Raw genomic sequence first — 17365 nt, forward strand, 5'->3', positions numbered from 1 at the left:
GTTTAACCCTTTTATTAGATTAAAAAAAAACTTTTAAAGACTGAAAATAACTCTGTAAAACTGCTGCAATATGCTTATTCATGCACTTCCTTTTACATCATGGTAGGAAGAATACAAAATGTGGATTAAACCACCTTCTAAAAGGTTAACCTAAAAATATTAGGGCCTGAAGCTTTTCTATTTTCAGCCTGATTTCTTAAAAATAGAACTAAAGCATCAATTACTTTAGGAGCAAAGCAGTTTATTAAAGGGCCTCTCCTACTTTAAAAGTAAAGGTGTGTACTCCTATCTCTCCCTGCTGATTCATCCCCTGCACTACACCCACGTAGGTACCTTTTTTGTCTGATGTGTAGAAGGAAACATTTCCTTTACCCTGCCCATTAGTGTTTATGTTTGGGGCCCAGTGAAGTACGTTTCGGAAGTCTGGCAAACGGGAATTAACCTGGGCACTTGTTTCATATACCGGCGAGAAGAATTCTCTTTGTTGCTGAACTCCCTCGTAATCAAAAATGATTGCGTTTGGGTCTAGTTCAAATCCCTTCAGATCTCCGGCATAAGTGCTAAGACTCACAATCCCGTTAAAGGAGAATGGGCCATAGAAGTATTTCCGGTTCAATAAGTCTATTTGCTTCACCAGGCTGGGGCTGTAAGCCAAGATTTTATTGGTATTGAATACCGGTACTCCGTCAATCAAAACCAACGGTTCGGTTTCAAAGTACCGGTTATTTGGTTTGTCAAAGGCAAAGAAATGGGAACTCTGGTATTTCTTTCTCACTAAGACTTCAATGACGAATTCTCTGAAGGATTCTTCTAAGGTTGGAAAATTGGTGTACTCCCTGAGTTTATATCGTTTATCAGGAACTCCATAAAATGGAGTTTTCACCAAAGCCGAAGTTGGTAAAAACCTAGAGGAAAGTTCAGGCTGATATACACTCTGCACCTGAGTATGGATGCTATGGCTCAACAATGCATTCTGCACGTTGACAGGAAGTCTAAACTCAGGTATTTTCCTGTCTGAGAATTCTGAGGCATAAGCGTCTTTTAGAACTGGCAGGTTATATTCTTTGTCACTGGTACCCAAGGTTTGCCAAACAATCTCTTTTTTTCATGTAAAAGGATATATACTGAACTGCACCTCTCCCTTTGAATTGCTGATGCCTCCATAGAATTGCGGGAGGGTGTCTGGTACCGAAAGGAAGGCCGAAACGTTGGGTGCACTTGCGCCAGTTTTTTTGTCTGTAATTACTCCAGACAGAAGCAGGCCTTCGTATTCGGGGGCAAACCTCACAACAGGAGTTTGTCCCCGCTGTACATCCTGCCAGGCAAACCTCCGCCAGCCATGCGTGAGCATAAGATGATCTACCGCCTCTTTAGTTTCTGCTGAATTGTTCTGAAGATAATACTCTGGAGACTCAATGGTTCCCTTCAGATCTGAGGTAAGGTACAGATAGCTGAGTAGATCTGCTTTGGGCAGAGCCTGCAGAGAATCCAAGAGGTACACTGCCATAGAAAGGTTCGCTTCCTGGGGTACCTTCAAATGGTCTGCTGCTGTGAGTTGCACGTCTACCCTTTGGCGGGTAGCATAGGTTGTAGCCTCGGGTCCACCTTCTATAGAAAGAAGATGGGTAGGTTTTTTAAAATACAGCCGCTCGCACACGGGTTGTTGGATACTGTTGAACAAGGTAAAATTGGTGATACCTTCGCCCAGTATACCTGCCTCCATGGTAAACACCGCTTTCCCTTGGTATAAGGCTGCAACAGCCGCCACTTTCGCCTGTTGCCGGGTATGGCCAATCAGGTATACGTTTTCAGTTGGACCAGCAGCGGTACTGGCAGTGGATACCGTGAGTCTGATCTTACCGTTTCCGGGCTCTGCCAGGCTCAGCGTATAACCTTGCTCGAACACTTTAGGCAACTCCATTATTTGCGGCTTTGCCCCTTCGGGTATGATCACGGCTCTGTACCGCATTCCTGCCACGGGAGTAAAAGTGAAGGCCCCAATACCAAACCTGGAGGGTTGAAACCGCACTAGTGTATCGTTCTTATGGCTTAAAAGAAAGCCTCTAAAGCGAATTCCCTTTCCCTCCTGGTTCACGGCCCTAAACGCTACTTTGCTTTCAATCCCTTGCACAAGATTGCCACCTTCTGGAAAAAACTGGATGTCGTATTTCCGTTCTTTAGACCTGGTTTCGGTTTCCTCTTGGGCGTAAAGGGTGTTCACCAAAGTAAGTTGCTTTTCAAAAAAGAACTCTGGTGCAAAGTTCTTCATCCAGTGGGTATAGGCCCTTATGGTGTACTGATCTGAAGTGAGGGTTTGTGGCAACAACAAGGATCCGTTTCCCTTACCTTTACTCAAGGAAACTTTGGTTTGTAGAACAGGCTTCTTATCTCTATCCAGCACTTCCACATACGCTATTTTACTGATATCCAAGGGCCGATGGGTTGATCCTTCTACATAATACAGCTTAAACCAAAGAATTTCTCCCGCCAGGTAAAACTCCTTATCGGTGTGTAGAAAAAGCTTTTCCTGCAGCACTTTGGATTGATAGTTGGTAAACTGCTGCAATAACAACTCCTGGGGTTGGCTTTGCGCCCAAGCAATACACTCCAATAATAAAAGATAGGAGAAGAGGATGTATTTTTTCATGAAGAATACGTTTCTGTTGGCCAACTATGCATTTTATGTTTTTAGCCTATTCCCACCAATCTGGCTTTAAACTAGACCCCGCTACTTTCACTCTGCAATCTGCGCAGAACGATAATGTTCCAGAATATCCTATGATTTTATCTTCATCCTTAATTGCCTTGAGAGGAGTATTCTTGCCGGAACTAAAGTAGAACTGCAAACTATCCGGATGATTTGGGGAAATGAAACCTCCCCTACTACAATCATCAAGTTGGACGGGGAATCCTGGCAGTTCTTCTCTTTTGATGTAAATTCTTTTTACCTCCCACGTGTAGGCTCCTATATAACCGACTACTAATTGATCTGGAGCGGAAACACACGTTATGTTTCCTCTGGTCTCTGATGGTTGAGGGTCAAAAAAAGAGCCCATGGCATTGGAGTTCTTTTTCATTCTATCCAAGAATTCATATTCAGTCTTAGTCAATGCATGCTGCTTAACTAGAATACTATACTTCACTTGGGTTTTGGCAGATTGGTGAGCCATTGTTACTAATGGCATTTCAATGGTATCTTTTACTAAATGCGTGGTGGTGCCTAAGATCAAATCTTTAGATGTAGTGTTATTCCAGCAGTAAGCCAACTGGAAGGTTTCTTCAGGAGTTAGGGCTACCATCTCACCATTCTCAAATTTATAATATGATAAAAGTGGTGAATTGATCTGCCAGGTTTCTTCAAATTCCCACTGGTAATAACGAGTAGCATTACTGGGGTCATGGGAATTCACATAAATCCGCAAGCCGTCAGGATCCCACTTCCAGTGCACCTTATCAATTGGGGGAGTAATTTTTCCCTCTACATAGTCAGACAGGTATTCCTTGCCATCTGTGGTTTCAATTCTGATCCGATACTGCCCTTCGGGGCTCAGGTTCAAAGGCGATGAGCGGTAAGTTCCTGTTTCTTGTTCCTCCAGTAAGTATCGTACCTCCTGCTTCCCTTCTATGTACACCCTGGCATTTTTCTCGAAAGCCTGTTTAAGGTTTTCCTCTGTCTTGATTGTTCTGGAGAGCTTTATGGTAGTAACTGCACTCTGCCCAAGTTGAATGGAACCTTCCACAACCAGTAAACTTAACTCCTCAGAGCTGATTTCAGGCATGAAGGGATCTTTGCAACCAAAACTAACCAGGAGCAAGGTTAGCTTTAGTCCTAATGACATTAGACGCATTCGCATGAATCTATCAGCTTCTTGTATTAGGTGTTTATAGGGGAGCAAGTACAGGTTTTTTTAAAGTTGAAAACTAATACAACTAACAGCTACCAGAAATCAGGCCTTTCACTGGTTCCTTTGGTTCGGCAATCCACACAGATTCCAAACCTACCTTCGAATGCCAGCACAGGCTTGTCATCTATGAAGACGATGGTACTATCTATTGGAATATAGGACCCGGAATCGAAGTATTTATGCAAACTGTCTGGAACCGCTACCACCTTGATAGGCGGGCATTCTTCCCCCATGTCAAATGGAGGCAGTTCCTCTCTTTTGATGAAAAACCGTTTCTCTGAAGTGGTGTAAGCACCAACAAAACCAATTACTATCTCCTCAGGATTGGCTTCTGATGCAATATTACCGGTCAGTTCTGAAGGTTGCGGATCAAAAAAAGACCCCAGGTTGCTCGTATTCTTCTTCATCGCCTCCAGGAATTCGAACTCCTGCTTGCTCAAGGCGTGCTGTTTCACCAGAATACTGTACCGTACCTTTGTTTTAGCAGAGCGATGGGGCATTTTGGTAACGGGAAACGAAATGGTGTCCTTGCTAAAATTGGCAGAAGAACCAATCAGTATGTCTTTTTCCTTTGCTGAACCCCAGCAGATAAACATCTTCGCCGATTCTTCATAGGGCCGAACATGCATGCTCCTGTCACGGTACACCAACTTGGACCAGTAAGGGGAATGAATTTCCCAGGTTTCCTCGTAGGTCCATTGATAGTACTGCGTGTTTCCCTGAGTATCTTTTGAGTTTGCATAAATTCCCAACCCGTCAGGATCCCATTTCCAGATTATGTTATCTATGGCAGGTGACTCTTTACCTGACACAAGAGCCGAAGAGTACTTTCTCCCATCCTTCGTTTGAATTCTTAGCCGATAGTTTGCCTGCACTGGTAAATTCAAAGGATCTGAGACATACACTCCGGCAGAATCTTCCTGCAACGGGTAAGTGCTTCCCCCTTCCTGTTCAATCATCAAGGTAGCCCCCCGCTCCCGTTGCTCCCAGGTTTGCTTTGTAACCGGTTGTACTCTGGAAAGTTTAATGGTAGTGACAGCATCCTGGCCCAGGTTAATGTACCCTTCCACTACCAACATGTTCGCTTCTGAGGGTTCTAGTTCTGGGGTAAAAGGCTCCCTGCAGGATCCCAGCAGGAGCAGTATCCCCAAACCGTAGCATAGGTATAGGAAACTTATCCTCATTAGAATCTGATGTTATAGTTCACAAAAGGAATGGCAGCTCCAAACACCGAAAGCTTATACCCTTTAATCACACCTTTATCTGAGGTAAAGTAGACTGAGTACGGGTTCCTTCTGGCAGTCACGTTATAGACGCCCAAAGTCCAGGAGTTATGGGTGAGTTGCTTAATCTTATGATTCCCCTCAATGTTCACCGAAACATCTGCCCTGAAAGTGTCTGGTATGCGGTAGCTGTTTCGGCCAGAGTAAAGGGTTTTCTCTGAACCGCCGTAATAGAACTTCCCAATGGGAACAGTAACCGGCCGACCGGTGCTGTAAGTAAGATTAAGGGAGAAGTTTAACCGGCGAGATACTTTTTGGTTCGCCACTAACACCAGGTCGTGCGGTTTGTCATAAGGCGCCGGATAAGGTTTCCCTTTGTTGATGAGTTCGCCCGCATTGGGATCATCCTGCTCCAGCAGAATTCTGGAGTATGTATAGCTTAACCAACCGGTAAACTTCCCGGCAGTTTTCCTGATCATCAACTCGGCACCGTAGGCGTTTCCCTGGGTAGTCAATACATCTGTCTCAATGTGCGGGTTCATGACCAAGACAGCACCGCTCTTATAGTCCAGATAGTTACTGATCTTGCGGTAATAGGTCTCCAGAGACAATTCCAGCACGTTAGAGAACAGGTTCTGGTACAACCCTATGGAGGCCTGCTCGCCAAATTGCGGCTTGATGTTTGGGTCGCTCAGTTTCCAGATATCTGTTGGAGCTATAGCCGTGGTGCTGGAAAGCATGTGAATGTACTGCCTTAGCGTGTTGTAGCTAGCTTTAACAGAGAAGTTCTCAGTGAAGGCAAACCTACCCGACAGCCTGAACTCCGGCCCATGATAGGTATTGATGACATCCCCACTCCCGTACCTTTGAGTACCTGTGCGGGTAAGCTCTGTCACTGGCGCATTGGGGGCATAGGTGTCTACTTCCTGTGGTCCCAGGTAATTGAAAATAGAGTACCTGATGCCTACCGAAAAAGACAACCGGGGTGTCACCGTGAAATTATCCTCCAGGTAAAGAGCACTCTCTACGGCTTGCTCTTTAGGAATCTTAGCTCCTGCAATCAGAGACTCAGTTCCAAGGGGCTGGTATGTACCTGATTGAAGGGTGTAGTAAATAGAACTCCCACCAAAGCTAAACGCATGCTTTTGGTTAAGGGTGTAGTTGAAATTAGCCTTCAGATTTGACTGATTTATACCAAATCCCAGTTTGTAGGCAGAAACCGGAGCCACTTCACTATAATTTTCATATTGGTAATGATCATGCCCCACGGTAAAATCCCCAAAGAATCGATCATTAAACTGGTGCTGCCACTTTAAAGAAAGGTTTTGGTTGCTGTAACTGAAAAGAGTATCGGTGTTGAGGTTTGATTCATCTTTACTGAGATATCCTGTTAAAGCCAGGCTGTTTTTCTCATTCACTTTGTGGTGCAGGTTCAGGTTCACATCATAGAAAGAAGCCTTACTGCCTTTAAACCCAGAACTACCCGGCAAAATATCCAGCAACCAGTTTGAATACGTGGTGCGGGCTCCAAAAAGGAAAGATGTTTTGTCTTTGAAGATTGGTCCTTCCAGATTCACTCGGCTGGTGATCAAACCCAAACCGGCAGAACCTGTGAATTTGGTTTTGTTTCCCTCCCTAGTGGTGATGTCCAACACGGAGGATAACCGGCCACCAAACCTGGCTGGGATGCTACTCTTATACAATTCCACCTCCTTTACCACTTCTGGGTTAAAAGCAGAGAAAAACCCGAAGAAATGGGTGGGATTGTATAGTGTTGCATCATTGAACAGGATCAGGTTCTGATCCGTAGCCCCTCCTCTTACGTTGAAACCCGTGGTGGCTTCCCCTACAGACTTCACGCCGGGCAGCGTCAAGATTACTTTCAGCACATCAGCCTCTCCAAATACAGTGGGCACAGTTTTGATGGTCTGGATGTCCAGTTTTTCAATACCCATCTGCAACCTCTTTACATTGGAGGCGGCCTCGGCCTGTACCACTACTTCTTTGAGGGCAGTATTCTGCGGGTAGAGATGGATGTCCAGTTTTCCGTCTGCATGAAGTATGATTCGGCGCTCGGCTTCTTTCATCCCAATGCTACGCAGGGTTAACACGTGAGTGCCTTTAGGCAACACCAATGAAAAGTAGCCTTGGGCATCTGTGTTAACCCCTACTCCTGGTGTCTGGGTAATGATAGAAGCTCCAATCACAGGCTCACCGGTGACTGTATTCAAAACATACCCCGAGATAGTTGCTCTGGAATTGCGGGAAGAGGCCAATCTAGATCCAATTTCATATACCTTGTTTTCCTGGGCTGCCAAAACAGGTTTTTCCTGAACAGAAGCTTTTAATTTATTCTCAATAGGCGATGCACTTACTTTTGACTGAGCAATAATTGCTGCAGTTGGAAATAGGTTAGTGGGAAGTTGAGTGATGATTGAGTTTCCTTTAAACAGAAAGACATTCTGCTGTGGATCAATCACAAATTCTACTCCTGTATTTTGAAAGGCTTGCTCCAAAACAGCCTTAATGGGTAGATCCTTTACCTTAAGATTTACTTCTACACTATCTAGCTGAGAGGGTATAAAGAAGAACTTGTATTGAGTTCTGGATTCTATCTGTCTGATAAATTCTTCGGCAGGAATTTTGGTAAAATCGCCTGTTATAAGTTTTAGTTGTTTTTCCTGCCCAATTCCTGGTATTTGCAAGAAAAGTAACCACAGGAAAAACAGCTTGAAGAGTAAATTTCTTCTCATATCAATTTGCCTGGCTATTGTAAAACTCACTCACGTTTACCAGCCATTTTTCTGGATTCTTGGAAAAACTACCGTTCTCCTGCTTTACAAACTGCTGCAGTTCTCTTTTTCTATCGGCTAATACTTTAAAGGCGTCTTTCTTGCTCCTGATTGGGTAATACGTATTGTCTTTCAACAGAAAATAAGTATTCTTTTCTTTGAAAGTTATAATCACATTAGTCTCTGATTCTCGGCCAGACGGGGTTTTGGTCCGTTGCACCAGCACTTTCACTTCACCATTATTCAAACTTTCCAGGTGTCCAGCCTTGAATAAGGTATTAGTACTTTCGCTTGGTTGCACATACACAAACAAATGCCCCTGCACCTGAAACTGACTTATTTTAGCTTTATCTAAAACCACCATTAGGTTGGGTCTATTCACATCCCCTATCACCACCTGGTCCTGCACCAAGTCATACAAAAGCGGGATATTAGTATACTCAAGGCCCTCATAGACAATATTAGCCGAGGTAAAATAGGAATTCAAAAAAAATGGGTGGCCTTTAGAAGGGTTATAATTGAGGCTGGTATACTCTGCCCCCGATAAGATTCTGCCTTTAGGTAGATAAGCGCTGGAAAGTACGCTTGTTGTAACCGATTGGAAAAATAAAATGTCTTCTTCCTTATGTTGAGCACTTGCTTCTTGTGCTATCCCTATAAGGGAAATACATACAGCTAAATAACCAAGTATTTTTTTCATCATAGGCTTTCACCTTCATTACTAAAGCCGTTCTAAAAAGAAGCTGCTCAGAATATGGTTTAGAGGTTTATACTAAGTCAAATAAAATGTACTGAATACTAATAAATAATAATTCATTGAGCAAACAATGGGTAATATCTAATATTCAAATAGAATGACTATTCACAGGTGTAATAAAGCTTAAATATTATGTAAAACAAAGTAAATTCAGCAGGTGTATATAACTTACTTTAAGTTAATAAGTATACACTTAGTTTAAGTTGACAGGTTAAAAGTGATTTTCACCTACTGCAGAAAGGAAAATATTTTCTAATAATTGGCTAGTCTTCTACTAGTGGTGTCTGAACGTAAAATTTAGGAGCAGTTCACTCCTCAGACTTCAAGTTAGGGAATGCCCATTTCAGGCGAACCGCCAGCACCCGAATTAGGATGATGATGCCCACAGCTACCCAGACTGGAACTCCGGGGGGAACCGGGGCCAAACGCATCAGCAGGTAGCCGGCCCCTCCTACCAGGCAAGCCGTCGCGTAAATCTCTCTTCTAAAGATAAGCGGAATTTCATTGCATAGAATGTCCCGAACCACCCCACCGAAAACGGCGGTTACCACGCCCATCACTAAGGCAATAAGTGGCGGAACTCCTAACCGTAACGCTTTTTCCATGCCTAATATGGTAAAGAGGGCAATCCCCACTGTATCGAACAGGAACATGGTTTTCCGGAACCGGCCGATCTCTTTTCTGAATAGCAGGGTGATCAGCACCGAGATAAAAACCGTGATCAGTAACCGCTCCTCCTGAATCCAGACGGGTCGCAGATTGAGGAGCAAATCCCGCACGGTACCTCCTCCCAACGCCGTGGCAAAGGCAATCACAGAAGCCCCAAACGGATCCAACTTTTTATCGGCGGCGGTGAGGGTGCCACTGATGGCAAACACAAAGGTCCCGATGATGTCAATGGCAGGAATGAGGGCAAGGGGCGGAAGTTCAGGCATTGGCACTAGTTTTGGGGTAAACTACGCAAAAGCATCAGATTTGAAACAAGAACTACTGAACGAAAGCCGTTTAGAGGCTGTTTTAGGGAAATCAGGCATAAATCGTCTTCAAAGGAGTTCGTTGCACCTCCTCCTTTGTATCTGAAAATTCGTACTTTCGCACAACGTTCACTAGCCAAGCTAACAAATGTCAGTTACTACTGTACAACCTTACAAACCGGTAAACCATATCCGCATTGTGACGGCCGCCTCCCTGTTTGATGGCCATGATGCGTCCATCAATATCATGCGCCGCATCATCCAGGCATCGGGTGCCGAGGTGATTCACCTGGGCCACAACCGCTCCGTGCAGGAGATTGTGGACTGCGCCATTCAGGAAGATGCCCAGGCCATTGCCATTACCTCTTACCAGGGTGGTCACCTGGAGTACTTCAAGTACATGTATGATCTCCTGAACGAGCGCGGGTGCGGCCACATCAGGATCTTTGGTGGCGGCGGAGGTGTAATTCTGCCCACAGAGATTGAGGAACTGCACGGCTACGGCATTGCCCGCATCTACTCCCCAGACGACGGACGCGCCATGGGCTTGCAGGGCATGATCAATGACATGCTGCAGAAGTGCGACTTCCCGACCGGTGAGAATCTGAACGGCGAAGCCAAGCACGTGAAAGAAAAGGACATCAAATCCATTGCCCGCCTGATTTCCGCAGCGGAGAACTTCCCCGAGGAATTTGCGAAGGTGAAGGAGCAATTACTAGCCGGCGTTGAGCAGCAGCCTGCCACCAAAACCACTCCGGTGTTAGGGATCACGGGTACCGGCGGAGCAGGTAAATCTTCTCTGGTGGATGAACTGGTGCGCCGTTTCCTGCTTGATTTTCCAGATAAGACGATCGCCATTATCTCAGTAGACCCGTCTAAACGCAAAACCGGCGGTGCCTTGCTGGGCGATAGAATCCGGATGAACTCTATCAGCAACAGCCGCGTGTACATGCGTTCTTTGGCTACCCGCCAAAGCAACCTGGCCTTGAGCAAGTACGTGCAAGACGCCGTGGACGTGGTAAAAGCCGCCAACTTTGATCTGATTATCTTGGAAACCTCGGGCATCGGTCAATCTGATACCGAGATCATTGAGCATTCAGACGCCAGCCTGTACGTGATGACGCCGGAGTACGGAGCCGCCACCCAGCTGGAGAAAATTGACATGCTGGATTTCGCCGATATCATTGCCCTGAACAAGTTTGACAAACGGGGTGCTCTGGATGCGTTGCGCGATGTGAAGAAACAATACAAGCGCAACCACCAGCTGTGGGACGTGTCCGATGACCAGATTCCGGTGTTCGGGACGATCGCCTCGCAGTTCAATGACCCGGGCATGAACCGCCTGTACAAAGCGGTGATGGCGAAAGTCTCCGAAAAAACCGGCGTGGCCTTTGACTCTAAAATTCAGGCCACCGGCGAGATGTCGGAGAAAGTTTACATTATTCCGCCAAGCCGCACGCGCTATCTGTCTGAGATCGCTGAGAACAACCGCAACTATGACAAATGGGTGGTAGAGCAGGCTAGCGTAGCGCAGAAACTGTACGGCATCCGTCAGTCTATTGAAGCCATTCAGGCGCTGGAGGTAGAAGATAAAGACCGCCTAATTAAGCAGTTGGAATATGCTTTTGAAGAAACGGCTTTAAAACTGGACGGCCAGAACAAGAAACTACTGGAGCAATGGCCTGAGAAGCGCCAGAGCTACAAAAACGAATTTTACGAGTTCAAGGTGCGTGACAAGGTGCTGAAGGTGAAAACCCATACCACCAGCCTCTCGCAACTGGAAATACCTAAGGTTGCCACCCCTCGGTACGAGGCTTGGGGCGATTTACTGAAGTGGAACCTGCAGGAAAACGTACCTGGCGAGTTCCCGTACACCGCGGGCGTGTTCCCGTTCAAACGCGAAGGCGAAGACCCAACCCGTATGTTCGCCGGTGAAGGCGGACCCGAGCGTACCAACCGCCGCTTCCACTACGTGAGCATGGGCTTACCGGCTAAACGCCTCTCCACCGCCTTTGACTCCGTTACTTTATATGGTGAAGACCCAGACCTGCGGCCAGACATCTACGGCAAGATCGGGAACTCCGGCGTGAGCATCTGCTGCCTGGATGATGCCAAGAAACTGTATTCCGGTTTCAACCTGGCGCATCCTATGACGTCGGTATCCATGACCATCAACGGTCCGGCCGCTATTCTCACCGGTTTCTTTATGAACGCCGCCATTGACCAGCAGTGCGAGCTGTATATCAAAGAGAACGGCCTGGAGCAGGAAGTAAACGAGCGTATTGAGGCTATTTACCGGGAAAAAGGCCAGAAACGTCCGAGCTACCAGGGAGACTTACCTGCCGGCAACGACGGCTTAGGCTTAATGCTTTTAGGCGTAACCGGTGACCAGGTGCTGCCAGCGGAGGTATACTCCCAGATAAAGGAGAAAACGCTGGCCGCAGTACGCGGAACCGTGCAAGCCGATATCCTGAAAGAAGACCAGGCGCAGAACACCTGTATTTTCAGCACTGAGTTCTCGCTTCGTTTGATGGGTGACGTACAGCAGTACTTCATTGACCACAACGTGCGCAACTTCTACTCGGTGTCTATCAGTGGGTATCACATTGCCGAGGCAGGCGCTAACCCAATCACGCAGCTGGCGTTCACGCTAGCCAACGGCTTCACCTTTGTGGAGTACTACGTGAGCCGCGGCATGGACATTAACGCGTTTGCGCCTAACCTGAGCTTCTTCTTCTCCAACGGCATTGACCCAGAGTACGCGGTGATTGGCCGGGTGGCCCGCCGTATCTGGGCGAAGGCCATGAAATTGAAGTACGGTGCCAATGCCCGTTCCCAGATGCTGAAGTACCACATCCAGACCTCGGGCCGCTCCTTGCACGCGCAGGAAATCGACTTCAATGATATCCGCACCACCTTGCAGGCGTTGTATGCTATTTACGACAACTGTAATTCCCTGCATACCAACGCTTATGACGAGGCCATCACCACGCCTACTGAAGCATCGGTGCGCAGAGCCATGGCCATTCAACTCATCATCAACCGCGAGCTGGGCTTAGCCAAAAACGAGAACCCGCTGCAAGGTTCCTTCATCATCGAAGAACTGACCGATCTGGTGGAGGAAGCCGTACTAGCCGAGTTTGACCGCATCACCGAGCGCGGAGGCGTGCTGGGTGCCATGGAGACCATGTACCAGCGCGGCAAAATCCAGGAAGAAAGCTTGTACTACGAGACCCTGAAACACACCGGTGAGTACCCTATCATTGGAGTGAACACGTTCCTGAGCAGCCAGGGCTCCCCTACCGTAATTCCTTCGGAAGTGATCCGGGCTACCGAAGAAGAGAAGCAGTACCAGATCTCCATGCTGAAAGAGCTACATGACCGTTTTGCGGATACTGCTCCGGCCCACCTGAAGCACCTGCAGGAAGTAGCCATCCAGAACGGTAACATCTTTGAAGCCATTATGGAAGTGTCTAAGTACTGTTCACTGGGCCAGATCACCAATGCTCTGTTTGAAGTGGGTGGCCAATACCGCAGGAATATGTAATTTGAACTTAGGCTAGAAAACCAGAGGAAAAACCTCGCCTTGTTTCAAGCCTGATTTAACAAAAGGAGCCGGGAAACCCCGGCTCCTTTTGTATTCTATGGTTTTCAATTCTCTTGCAAATACATCTTCTGAATGCTCGCTTCTTTATTGGGACGCTTTCCTGAATAATCCCTCTTTTCGGCCTTCTTTCAGGGAAATAACCCAAAAACAGAGAATATCAGCTTCACAAGAACTCAGGCTAATCCCATTTCATATGTTGGTATTTAAACTTCGCTTTGTTCTTCTCTTTAAAAAGCTTAACTTAAAGGTAAACAAGGCTTTACTTACAAATAAACTAAATTGAAGATTTTTACGTTAATTATATAAACAAACAAAGCTATAAGGCCATGAAAAAGATCTCCGCCATTTCCTCTCTATTACTGATAGGCGCTCTGGGCCTATTTGCCACTTCCTGGTTCACGCACGGAAATCTGGATGTAGATCTTTCCGACGAGGATATCCAACTGTACCTATAAGTTGACTTTCAACCTAAAACAGCAAACCCCGCAGAAGCGGGGTTTGCTGTTTTAGGTAATCATATTCCTTCAGAAACCGTACCTTTACCTGACAAAAGAAAAACTATGGAATTAAAAGACCTTTCACAGAAAATCAGCTACATCATTGGTCGGGACATGGCAGCCAATTTCAAGAAACAAGGCATTGACATTGAGCCAGAGGCCCTGTTACATGGTTTGACCGAGGCCCTAAACGGATCGCCTTCCAAACTGGACCAGAATGAAGTGCAGCAGGCCATGATGCAGCTCCAGATGCAGATGCAAGCGAAACAGCAGGCTTCTGCCGGGGCCGCTGGGGAACAGAACAAAATAGCAGGCGAGGCTTTCTTAGAGGCCAATAAAACCAAAGAAGGCGTACAAACTTTGCCAAGCGGACTCCAATACCAGGTTTTGGAAAGCGGTTCAGGTAAAACGCCAAGCAAAACCTCGCACGTAACCACGCACTACCATGGTACTTTGATTGACGGCACCGTGTTTGACTCTTCCTATGAAAGAGGAGAACCAGCTACCTTCCCGGTGAACGGGGTAATTGCCGGCTGGACCGAAGCGCTTCAACTGATGAAAGAAGGAGACAAATGGCGCCTGTTCATTCCAAGCAATCTGGCCTACGGAGCCAGAGGTGCCGGAGCAGACATTGGCCCTAACGCCACCCTGATCTTTGACGTGGAATTGCTCTCGGTGAACAAATAGACGGAAGAATTCTTAAAGAGCGGTACTATCCAGTGCCGCTCTTTTTTATTGCCTATAGTTGAGCCTAGCTGTTTTAGAATAGTAAAGGATAAGGATTGTTTTGGGGCAGATTTTCAGAAATGAACCTTAATTCAAACTGCTGTTGAACCCGGCGGTAGTATCGTTCAGCAACCATTCTTTTGCCTCATCTACTTCGGTGAAGTAATGGACGTTGATGGGATGAGAACTAGGAGTGGCAAGTGATGGTGAGTAGTGGTGAATCAGGTGCTGGTACTTTTCCTCTGACATGACCAAAGCAAGGTGCAACTCAGATTGGGTGTAAGAATGAAGCGCTTGAAGGAGGGTGCCTACCTCCCACACTTCCCCCTCGGCCAGGAGGCTCTCAGGTATATAAGTATCTATCAGGCACTTCTTTAGGTTATGTTGATTGAGGTATTCCGCCAACCTTTTACAGCCCCGTTTAAACTCCTCTTCTCCAACCGCTCTCTCCCAGACCAGTAGAGCTATTTCCTTAGACTCATCAACCAACACCCTAAAACCTTCAGTGCCAACGGGGATCATATAATCTTCTATTAATCATTTGGTGATCTGATATAACATTTATTGGTAATATATATATAATCATAAATATTTGATTTTGAAGATAAAAGTTATTGTGGTAAAAACAAATTCCGTCTGGTAATTGCCAATTTTACAATAGGCTTACTTTGTTTTAGTAATTCAGTAATCCTGCTTCCAACCGCCTCTAACCCACCTCTTTTATCGGCTAAAATCCGGCATAAAATACCTTTGGCAGACGCATTGAAATTCAAAACCACCTATTAATTTTGGCCGCCTTTTCAAAAGGGGTTTTCAGGTAATGATTCGGGATCCAGAACATTACAGAAACAATTCTAGTTAAAGGAAAGGCTTTGGGAATTTTAAAAAACAAAGATGAACAACTCTAGCCACGCTCACCGTGTATCGGGAGCAGGTTTGCTAATCGCCCTTGGGATAATCTACGGCGATATTGGTACTTCTCCCCTTTATGTGATGAAGGCCATTATTGGTTCAACTCCCATCAATGCCACCCTGGTTTATGGTGGTATTTCCTGCGTCATCTGGACGCTCACTCTGCAGACTACGGTCAAGTATGTTTTGCTTACCCTGCGGGCCGATAACAAAGGGGAAGGAGGTATTTTCTCTCTCTACACTTTGGTCCGCCGCAAGGCTAAGTGGCTCACGGTTCCGGCCATTATTGGGGGTAGTGCGCTGCTAGCCGATGGGATCATTACCCCGCCTATCTCAGTATCCTCGGCGGTAGAAGGTTTGGAAGTGCTGTACCCGCACATCCCCACGGTACCTATCGTCATCGGGATTCTGGTGGTCCTGTTTCTGATGCAAAGTTTCGGGACCCAGATAGTGGGGAAAGCCTTTGGGCCATTGATGTTCATCTGGTTCACCATGCTGGCCGTTTTAGGCCTCATTTCGGCTATTCAGCACCCCGAAATCTTCAAGGCCTTCAATCCAGTGTTTGCCTATGACCTGCTGGTGAATTACCCGGGCGGGTTCTGGCTACTGGGCGCGGTGTTCCTGTGTACCACCGGGGCCGAGGCCTTGTACTCAGACCTGGGGCACTGCGGACGCGGCAACATCCGGATCAGTTGGGCTTTCGTGAAAACCTGTCTTTTGCTGAACTACCTGGGCCAGGGTGCCTGGCTGATGCAGTACGAAGGCCAACTCCTTACCTCGCTATCTAACAAGAATCCTTTCTATGGCCTCATGCCGGGGTGGTTCCTGATTTTCGGGGTAGCCATTGCCACCATTGCTGCGGTCATTGCCAGCCAGGCGCTCATCACGGGTTCCTTTACGTTGATTGGGGAAGCCATCCGGTTGAACATGTGGCCGAAGGTGCGCCTGATCTATCCTACCAACGTAAAGGGGCAGATCTACGTGCCCAGCATCAACCGCCTGCTGTTACTAGGCTGCGTGGGCATAGTGCTGTACTTCCAAAGATCAGAGCACATGGAGGCAGCGTACGGTTTGGCCATTACCGTGACCATGCTGATGACCACTACCCTGCTCACGTACTACCTGCTGGCAAAAAAGGTAGCCAAGATCTGGGTGTGGCTCTTCTTGCTGGTGTACCTGGGCATTGAAGGCTCCTTCCTGGTCGCGAACCTGATCAAGTTCCCGCACGGCGGGTGGGTAACGCTGGTCATTGGTTTCATGTTGATTTCGGTGATGTATATCTGGCTCAAAGCTTACTACATCAAACGCCGCTTAACAGAATATGTGCCATTGCCGGAATACGTTCCATCCCTGAGAGAGCTTAGCGAAGACGATTCCATTCCTAAGTATGCCACGCACCTGGTGTTCATGACCAGCGCCGAGCGACCAACGGAAATTGAATCAAAGATCATCTATTCTATCTTCCAGAAAAGGCCAAAACGTGCCGATATTTACTGGTTTGTGCACGTGAATACCCTGGACGAGCCGTATACCATGGAATACAAGGTGAAGGTACTCGCCAGCCAGGATGTGGTACGCATAGACTTCAACCTGGGCTTTAGGGTGGAGCAACGCATTAACCTGTTCTTCCGGAAAGTGGTAGAGGATTTGGTGCAGAACAAGGAAGTGGACATTACCAGCCGATACAGTTCTTTGAACAAACAGAACCTCATTGGTGACTTCCGGTTTGTGGTGCTGGAGAAATTCCTGAGTTATGAGAATGAGCTGCCGTTCTGGGAAAACACCATTATGCAGTCTTATTTCTACATCAAAGAATTTACTACCTCAGAAGGCAAGTGGTTTGGGCTGGACACCAGCTCGGTGAAAGTGGAGAAAGTGCCGCTGATCATTAAACCAGCCCGCGAAGTGGAACTGAAACGGGTTAAATAAGAAATTACAAAAAGAGCATAAAAACAGGAAGGCCACCTTGTAG

Annotated in this window: 12 protein-coding genes; 4 read left to right on the top strand and 8 right to left on the bottom strand. The window is 46.7% G+C overall.

What is annotated here, in order from left to right:
- Positions 1 to 244 precede the first annotated feature (244 nt).
- From JT719_RS03330 to JT719_RS03360, 7 genes are all read right to left on the bottom strand, one after another.
- On the bottom strand, positions 245 to 883 hold the full coding sequence (locus JT719_RS03330; protein ID WP_207431050.1) for a hypothetical protein: 639 nt from the start codon (positions 881 to 883) through the stop codon (positions 245 to 247).
- A 222-nt stretch (positions 884 to 1105) separates the two neighbouring features.
- Positions 1106 to 2647: a hypothetical protein gene (locus JT719_RS03335; RefSeq protein ID WP_207431051.1), complete on the bottom strand. Its 1542-nt coding sequence runs from the start codon at positions 2645 to 2647 to the stop codon at positions 1106 to 1108.
- Between the two features lie 46 nt (positions 2648 to 2693).
- Complete coding sequence (locus JT719_RS03340) at positions 2694 to 3779, bottom strand: DUF4249 domain-containing protein (RefSeq protein WP_242693060.1); 1086 nt, start codon at positions 3777 to 3779, stop codon at positions 2694 to 2696.
- A 158-nt stretch (positions 3780 to 3937) separates the two neighbouring features.
- Positions 3938 to 5089, bottom strand: a complete 1152-nt coding sequence (locus JT719_RS03345) for a DUF4249 domain-containing protein (protein ID WP_207431053.1) — start codon at positions 5087 to 5089, stop codon at positions 3938 to 3940.
- On the bottom strand, positions 5089 to 7446 hold the full coding sequence (locus JT719_RS03350) for a TonB-dependent receptor (protein WP_242693062.1): 2358 nt from the start codon (positions 7444 to 7446) through the stop codon (positions 5089 to 5091). The genes JT719_RS03345 and JT719_RS03350 overlap by 1 nt, the downstream gene beginning before the upstream one ends.
- Positions 7447 to 7882: 436 nt before the next feature.
- Positions 7883 to 8623: a hypothetical protein gene (locus JT719_RS03355; RefSeq protein WP_207431054.1), complete on the bottom strand. Its 741-nt coding sequence runs from the start codon at positions 8621 to 8623 to the stop codon at positions 7883 to 7885.
- 362 nt (positions 8624 to 8985) lie between these two features.
- Entirely contained in the window at positions 8986 to 9612 is a 627-nt protein-coding gene (locus JT719_RS03360; RefSeq protein WP_207431057.1) for a trimeric intracellular cation channel family protein, read from the bottom strand.
- A 187-nt stretch (positions 9613 to 9799) separates the two neighbouring features.
- Here JT719_RS03360 and JT719_RS03365 point away from each other — a divergent pair, with 187 nt between their 5' ends.
- The 3 genes from JT719_RS03365 to bamJ all read left to right on the top strand — a co-directional run bounded on the left by JT719_RS03365 (position 9800) and on the right by bamJ (position 14442).
- Positions 9800 to 13198, top strand: a complete 3399-nt coding sequence (locus JT719_RS03365; protein ID WP_207431058.1) for a methylmalonyl-CoA mutase family protein — start codon at positions 9800 to 9802, stop codon at positions 13196 to 13198.
- Positions 13199 to 13584: 386 nt separating this feature from the next.
- Entirely contained in the window at positions 13585 to 13713 is a 129-nt protein-coding gene (locus tag JT719_RS25390) for a hypothetical protein (RefSeq protein ID WP_278251833.1), read from the top strand.
- A 105-nt stretch (positions 13714 to 13818) separates the two neighbouring features.
- Positions 13819 to 14442 (top strand): BamJ family beta-barrel-assembly machinery protein, encoded by a 624-nt coding sequence (bamJ, locus tag JT719_RS03370; RefSeq protein ID WP_207431060.1) that lies wholly within the window; start codon positions 13819 to 13821, stop codon positions 14440 to 14442.
- A gap of 126 nt (positions 14443 to 14568) precedes the next feature.
- Here the strand turns inward: bamJ and JT719_RS03375 are convergent, their stop codons facing one another.
- Positions 14569 to 15003: a hypothetical protein gene (locus JT719_RS03375; protein ID WP_207431062.1), complete on the bottom strand. Its 435-nt coding sequence runs from the start codon at positions 15001 to 15003 to the stop codon at positions 14569 to 14571.
- A gap of 372 nt (positions 15004 to 15375) precedes the next feature.
- Here JT719_RS03375 and JT719_RS03380 point away from each other — a divergent pair, with 372 nt between their 5' ends.
- Positions 15376 to 17322, top strand: a complete 1947-nt coding sequence (locus JT719_RS03380) for a KUP/HAK/KT family potassium transporter (RefSeq protein ID WP_207431064.1) — start codon at positions 15376 to 15378, stop codon at positions 17320 to 17322.
- Positions 17323 to 17365 lie beyond the last annotated feature (43 nt).

The sequence above is a fragment of the Sabulibacter ruber genome, assembly GCF_017355955.1.
Lineage (GTDB): Bacteria > Bacteroidota > Bacteroidia > Cytophagales > Hymenobacteraceae > Nibribacter > Nibribacter ruber_A.